Source organism: Aquimarina sp. RZ0 (genome assembly GCF_008370685.1).
Classification (GTDB): Bacteria; Bacteroidota; Bacteroidia; order Flavobacteriales; family Flavobacteriaceae; genus Aquimarina.
In genome coordinates, this window is the sequence record NZ_VTZU01000047.1 from 45329 (window position 1) to 52398 (window position 7070).

5 protein-coding genes and 1 pseudogene are annotated in these 7070 nt (G+C 31.1%); 1 reads left to right on the forward strand and 5 read right to left on the reverse strand.

The genetic code is table 11. From position 1 onward, the window contains the following. Window positions 1-13: 13 nt before the first annotated feature. The 5 genes from F0000_RS17705 to F0000_RS28630 form a co-directional block, all read right to left on the reverse strand. The gene (locus F0000_RS17705; RefSeq protein ID WP_188112170.1) at window positions 14-1705 is read right to left on the reverse strand and encodes a S8 family serine peptidase; all 1692 of its coding nucleotides are present in this window, start codon (window positions 1703-1705) and stop codon (window positions 14-16) included. A 146-nt stretch (window positions 1706-1851) separates the two neighbouring features. Next, on the reverse strand, window positions 1852-3027 hold the full coding sequence (locus F0000_RS17710; RefSeq protein ID WP_149626069.1) for an erythromycin esterase family protein: 1176 nt from the start codon (window positions 3025-3027) through the stop codon (window positions 1852-1854). Between the two features lie 164 nt (window positions 3028-3191). Continuing rightward, entirely contained in the window at window positions 3192-4913 is a 1722-nt protein-coding gene (locus tag F0000_RS17715; protein WP_188112171.1) for an erythromycin esterase family protein, read from the reverse strand. A 211-nt stretch (window positions 4914-5124) separates the two neighbouring features. Then, window positions 5125-5298, reverse strand: coding sequence for a class I lanthipeptide (locus F0000_RS27815; RefSeq protein ID WP_188112172.1), 174 nt, complete (start codon window positions 5296-5298; stop codon window positions 5125-5127). A 111-nt stretch (window positions 5299-5409) separates the two neighbouring features. Then, entirely contained in the window at window positions 5410-6894 is a 1485-nt protein-coding gene (locus F0000_RS28630; RefSeq protein WP_368668114.1) for a helix-turn-helix domain-containing protein, read from the reverse strand. 51 nt (window positions 6895-6945) lie between these two features. Here F0000_RS28630 and F0000_RS17725 point away from each other — a divergent pair. After that, a pseudogene (locus tag F0000_RS17725) lies at window positions 6946-7070 on the forward strand (transposase); the annotation flags it as partial.

Here is a 7070-nt window from a genome sequence, read left to right on the forward strand (position 1 = left end):
CAAAAAAAACTAATTATTTCTTATTATTAGAAATCTGCTCTGCTATCAATAACGCATTGTAAGCATTCACTATTTTACCTGATTTAGAAAGTTCAGAGAATGGAACTGTCTTTTTAGTACCATCTTCTTGTTTTATTTCTACATTGATATTATATGAGTTTCCTGATTGCATAAGAACATTCTTCATTTCTGCTGCTGAGAGATCTGGATAATAAGACCATACTAATGCAGCAATTCCAGATACAATGGCTGTTGAAATAGAAGTTCCTCTTTCTATCGTATAACTGTTTTCGGGAAGTGTTGTTTTTATATTGTCACCAGGAGCAAAAACATCCACATCTATATTTCCATAATTTGAAAAATCAGTGATTAGATTCTCATTAACTTCATCAGAACTAGCACCTATCATCATAAAATTAGATGAAATCTCTGAACCATTATTTATGTTATCATTTGGATAATATTCATTCTCAACTTTATTAAGATCAAAGTGATTATTCCCGGCAGAAGAAACTATCAAAACGTTATTTTTTTCTGCATATTTGAAAGCGTCATCTACCCATTTTTTATTTAGAGAAAAAAGTTTGCCAAAGCTCATATTGATAACCTTCGCTCCATTATCAACAGCATATTTAATAGCTAAAGCAATATCTTTATCGTGTTCATCACCATAAACTGAAATACAAACAGGCATAATTTTTACATTGGCAACTCCATCAATACCGATATTATTATTTCTTTTAGCTCCAATTACTCCAGATACAATAGTACTATGTTCAAAAAAATTTATTTTCTGATTAACTATATTATTTCCATAATTGTGATCTAATAAATTTTCAGAATTATCGCCAAGTATAGTTCGATCATTATAGCTTAGGTTTAAAAGCTTATTAATATTCTCTTCGGCTAATAACTTATAATTGGTAATATATTTCTCAGTAAAATCATATTTGATGAAGTTGCTCATTCTTAAAATATCTCTTTGTAAAAGGGTATCTTTTGGGTATAATAGTTTTAGGCTGTCTAACGAGGATATTGTATAATTATGATTAGGAAAATAAGTTTTTAATGTATTTTTTGCATTCGAATGAGATTTATATAACATATTTCCATAAATAGTATCCTCAATTGCTAATTTTATTTGTTTATTAAATTTTTTATTTGCCTTACTATATAATTGAAAAGAACTAGAATCTTTTGAAGAAATACTATTATCTAAAGTTGTATTATTGAATAGGCTGTCATATTTCCTAAGAATCCTAGTAAACTCATAATTGCTAAATAAAACTTGTTCACCTTTGCTGCTTCCTGTAAAATTCCATCCTTGTATGTCATCTATATATCCATTATCATCATCATCAATACCATTATTTGGGATTTCATTTTTATTGATCCATATTTGTTGTTTAAGATCTTCATGATTATTGTCTATGGGAGAATCAAGAATTGCCACTATAATTGTATCTCTAATTGATTTATCAATAAGAAAAGTATATGCCTTATTTAAGCTTATACCAGGTATTGTATCTTTAATAATATCTTTATGATACCAATCTTCATATTCTTCTTTAGTTAATTGCTTAACTTTAGGAACTAACATGGAATAAGTAGGAACTGAAATTATCTCGATGTTTTTTTTTAGATTATTATCCTTACACGATAAAATAAACAGAACGGCTAAAACCAAATAGGAAAACATTTTCATAATTAACATTTTTTAGTAAATAAAATAAACAGCTTAAAATAATAAAACTTTGAAAATATTATTAGCTATTTAAGGAACCTATTATTTAATGCACTTCTGCATTCTAAAGATTCATTCAATGATTAAAAAGATATTGGTTATGATATTTATCCATCTACCTTGTTTCTTAATTTACGATCAGCTACCTCTATACCCTGAATAATTTTTCTTAGATCAGCCAATACCTTATGATACTCTTTTCTTGAACTTTTAGTAATTAGGTTCATTTCATTCACAAAGAGGTAGGATAGGACTGTATATAACTGCTGCCGATGATCAGATAAATCACTTCTGTCTGTAATTGCTTTAATATTCTGAAATACCAAGTCAACGTGCACTTCTAGCAAGGGATGGGGCTTCGTCTTTTTTATATAATCTTCTATTTTTTTATATGCCAACTCCAATCCGTTGGTTTGAGTATCGATCCCAATAAACTTTACCTTTTTAGCATCAGCTACCGTTTTATTATAGCGATACATCCACTCGATCATATCAATTACCGACTCTACATTCCAGATCCAGAAGCCCTGAGCCGATAGCGCATCTCTGCTATTACCTTTGCCATAGAGTACATAATCATTAATCGGCTGGCAGCCTATATGACTGGCTTCAATACCAAAAAGGGTAAACCCCATCTCTTTGACCAGAAACTCCAACATACGGTGTTTCATCTGGAAAATCTCTTTGGTGCCATGACTGGTCTCTCCCATCCCCACAATTTGCACATCTTGCAACAGCAGTTTTAAATAAGAAAGGTCACTAAATCCTGTTTCTGCCACTACGCTGCTAAGCGGGATTGATTTCTTCTGTATCCAGCCAATAACGCTATCTTGTTGCGCTTTTCTAAATTTCTGGAGTGCCTTGTATTCTTTAGGCGAAAAAACTTTAAACTTTTCTACTATATAACTTCCATCTATATTATTGATAAAGTTTTGCCGTACAGAATCTTTTAACCATCGCGATATAAAAGGAGAAACTTTAAAGGTATAGGTGTCACTTTTTTTAACAGGAAATTCAACAATCTCAAGACCTTCTTTTCTAAAGTTAGCCAAAAAACCTTTAAGGGTATCTTTTTTGGGGGATGATATGATCACCTGAAGGTTTACATCTTGTTGCCGTAAATGCAATTGCACAAAATCACCTTTGGTAAGCGATAGTGTATACGAATGTAGCTCATTGCCTACGATATTCTTTTCTTGCCCTTCCTTAAATGATAGAGATCTGTCTTGTGCCATCAATAGCTGCGAACAGATAAATGATATCAGTATATATATGATTTTCATAATCTATTGTATAACAGAAAAATTGAAATGTATACTATAAGTAAATACCTTTTTGATCGTATTTTGTGATGTTAACGAATCCAAAACAATAATCATTTTAGTTAATATTTACGATACTCAAGAAAGGAATTAAAGATAAGAAAACACCTCTTTACCATCCTATATTACTTCTCATTTTGTATTCGCTTTTCTATTTCTTTTTCTCCTCCGGGAGTAAGTACCGCAGTAGAAGTCTCTTTGATAAAAATCATCCCATCAAAAGAGTTACCAGGGATTATTTTTATTGTTGGAGAATATGTACGCCCAAAAGCCCAATTAGAAAATGCTGTATGCGTGCTTAGATTTTTATTCAAAAAAGCTTGTATAGCCTTATGATTAGGGTACTGCTTAAAATCCAAAAATAACATTTTCTTCTTAGACTGTGTAAAATACCAATCCAGGCTTCCTTCTTTGCTAGGATATATTTTAAAGGAGCCTACTTTATCATATATGTATTCTCCTTCTCTTTTAAAGTAACTTCTTGCTTGAAAACTTCCCTGATAGGTAGCAAAACCGATAGCATAATATTTGATATCCCCCAAGTATCTTTTTAAAACACTCCCTAGCGGTTTTTGACTTCCGTTAGTGAAAGATTCAGGATCTTTATTAATATGAGTGTTATGAGCCCATAGCATCATTTTGGCTTCTCCCCCTTCTTTTTGTAATACTTCCAGAATAGTTTGTGCCATATATTCATCACGAACATTATAATCTACCTTGTTTCTTAATTTACGATCAGCCACCTCTATACCCTGAATAATTTTTCTTAGATCAGCCAATACCTTATGATACTCTTTTCTTGAACTTTTAGTAATTAGATTCATTTCATTCACAAAGAGGTAGGATAGGACTGTATATAACTGCTGCCGATGATCAGATAAATCACTTCTGTCTGTAATTGCTTTAATATTCTGAAATACCAAGTCAACGTGCACTTCTAGCAAGGGATGGGGCTTCGTCTTTTTTATATAATCTTCTATTTTTTTATATGCCAACTCCAATCCGTTGGTTTGAGTATCGATCCCAATAAACTTTACCTTTTTAGCATCAGCTACCGTTTTATTATAGCGATACATCCACTCGATCATATCAATTACCGACTCTACATTCCAGATCCAGAAGCCCTGAGCCGATAGCGCATCTCTGCTATTACCTTTGCCATAGAGTACATAATCATTAATCGGCTGGCAGCCTATATGACTGGCTTCAATACCAAAAAGGGTAAACCCCATCTCTTTGACCAGAAACTCCAACATACGGTGTTTCATCTGGAAAATCTCTTTGGTGCCATGACTGGTCTCTCCCATCCCCACAATTTGCACATCTTGCAACAGCAGTTTTAAATAAGAAAGGTCACTAAATCCTGTTTCTGCCTGTACACTGCTAAGTGAGATTGATTTCTTTTGTATCCACCCAATAACACTGTCTTGTTGTGCTTTTCTAAATTTTACTAATGCTTTATGCTCTTTGGGAGATAAGACTTTAAATTTTTCTACTACATAACTTCCTTCTATACTATTGATAAAATCTTGCCGTTCTTTACCTTTTAACCATTTTGAAATGTAAGGAGAAACTTTAAAGGTATAGGTATCACTTTTTTTAATAGGAAGTTCTACAATCTCAAGACCATCTTTTCTAAGGTTAGCCAAAAAACCCTTAAGCGTATCTTTTTTAGGAATCGAAGCTATCACCTGAAGATTTACATTTTTTTGCCGCAAATGTAACTGTACAAAATCACCTTTGGTAAGCGATAGCGTATACGAATGTAGTTCATTTCCTTTGACACTTTTTTCTTGTCCTTCCCGAAATGAAATAGAGGAGTTCTGACTGAAAATTTCTTTTGACACAAAAACCAGTAGCACGAATAATAAAAGAACATCTGGTAACTTAATTTTGTAAAAAGATATATTTATTAAATTATAAATGTTCATTTTATATTTGTCCAAAACGCTGTTATTTGCTTTTAAAAATTATATTCCAAAGACAAACTTTAGATAAATTATCAAAGTAGAATATAAAAATAATCTCAACTAATTTCTAACGGATTAATAATGTTTATTAACAAGTTGCTGCCTGTTCACTTCCTTGACAATTTGGATCATTATTCTGTTTAGTTTTTTCTTCCTGGCATAGATCGTTATCTGATCCTCCTCTAATCCTTTTCATATTATGGGTATGAAGTTTAGAAATTGTAATTTTAGTTAACTGTAATTTTTTTGGATTCGTTTTCATTTCTATTTTTTTAGTTTGGAGACAAATGTACGTTGATACCTGTTAATAGTATATAAAAGGTAGTCTTATTTCTAGAATTAAGACCATCAAAATGTTTATACATATTGATTTTCAGGAGTTTATTTTTTTTATAAAATAAGAAGGGTATATTCCGGTTCTTTTATGAAATGACTTTGAGAACACTTCGGTTGAATTAAAACCAGCTTCATTCGCTAGTGCTTTAATCGTGTACTTTCGTATTTTTGTATCCGTTTTTAATTGTTCTATGATATAGTCAATTCTTAAATCATTGATGTAGGGAGAAAAAGTTTTATCTCTATAAAATTTAATAACTTTGGTTAAATATTTTGAATTCGTATTCATTTTTTTTGCTAAAATAGAGGAGGTAAGATTAACTTCTAAAAACCCCTTGTTTTTTTCAAAATCTTCCAGTTCTACTAGAATCAATTCAACCACATCTTTTGTAATATCAATCGAAGAACTATTCGTAGTTGTGGTATTGACTTTTTTAACCTCTTTTTTGGTATTCACCATAAGGTTATCAAAACGTTTTTTGTATCGTTTATTTTTTTTATAGCTTATAAAGAGCGTACAGGTAACTCCCAGAATCACGAGTAGTGAAATAAGAATAATATAATAAGATCGATTGTTCTTGGTGGTAAGCTCCTGTATGATACTCTCTTTTTGCGACATCAGAATAGGGGTGTCGAATTCTTTATTCAATTTATCAGTAGTAGACTTATACCGGGTATGAAAGATACTGTCATTATAGAGTAATCTATTGATGTAATAGAGCTGGTTATCCTTATCATTAATAGATTTATAGTATTTTATCATTTCTGGATAGGCTGGTCTTGATTCAGATATTAAATCATCGTATTTTAATACAATAGAATCTATTTTTTTAAAATAATCTATGGCAATTTCTTGTCGATTTATTGCATTATAACATTTCCCTAAATAAAGATAGCCATTGATTAAATTGTGATAGCCATTACTAAATCTATATTCACTTTTCAAAAATTGTTTTATTCCTCCTTTAATCGATTTTATTGAGAGATCATAGTCTTCATCATAATACTGTAATATTCCTTTATTTAAAGTATAAACAGCTTTAACATGAGTATTCTGAGACATTTTTTCACCCTGATTATAAAAATAATAAGCAGAATCAATTTCTTTGTTTAATCGACATGTAGACACTAATTCTGAAAGGAACCTAAGGTATCGTATTGAATCCTTTGTTTTATTACCAATTTGTGATTTTTCATACTGTATAGATTTTTTATAGAGAGCTTTGGCCTCATCATACTTTCCAAATTTTCTTTTTAAGGTTGCAATTTTAGAACGAAAAAGAGAGATATAGACAAAAACACTCTTTTTTTCCGCATGTTCTAGCCCTTCCAAATAATAACTCAAAGCTTTATTATAATTGCCTTTTCTCTGAGTAATTATACCTTTAGTTAAGTACATAGACCCTGTTTGTAATACATGTTTGGTGTTTTTAACCTTAGTAATACCACTATCCAAATAGATAATGCGCTTTTCATAGTTTTTTTCAAAAAAATATGATATCCAAAAATAGCCCCTAGCCATTTCAGAAATACTATCCAGATCTTTTGCTTTTTGTAAATAAGCCTTTGCAATCCGGTGGTCATTGATAGTTGGCAAAATAACTGGGAGGAACTCTCACAATATTTTCAATTTAGTGCTCCTATCCGTAAAATGATCTATACCACTAACGCAGTAGAAGGCTTTCATCGCCAAGTACG